Below are 252 nucleotides of genomic sequence, written 5' to 3'. Positions count from 1 at the left end.
GAGTTCACGCCGAAAAGCGCGCGGGACAAACTGGCCCAGCTCGCCGGCCTGGTTTTGCTGGTCTACGCCCTGGCAGCCTGGACGGGCGCCCTGCAAGGCCGCGACGACCCGCTGCGACCGCTGGGCAGTGGTTCGGCGGGCGCCGAGCAGAACACCACGACAGCCGGCAGTTGGCAAACCATCAGCACCCCTGCGGAACTGGACGCAGCCCTGGCGCAGGCCAAGGGCGCAGGCCAGCCACTGCTGCTCGAC

General features: G+C 70.2%; 1 pseudogene. It reads left to right on the top strand.

Annotated features, from left to right (window positions below):
- Positions 1-252: pseudogene (locus AC0IYH_RS32890) on the top strand (protein-disulfide reductase DsbD); the annotation flags it as partial.

The sequence above is a fragment of the Pseudomonas sp. AC463 genome (genome assembly GCF_979253585.1).
The sequence above is the reverse complement of the archived record's forward strand: the minus strand, read 5'-3'. Positions and strand labels throughout refer to the sequence as shown.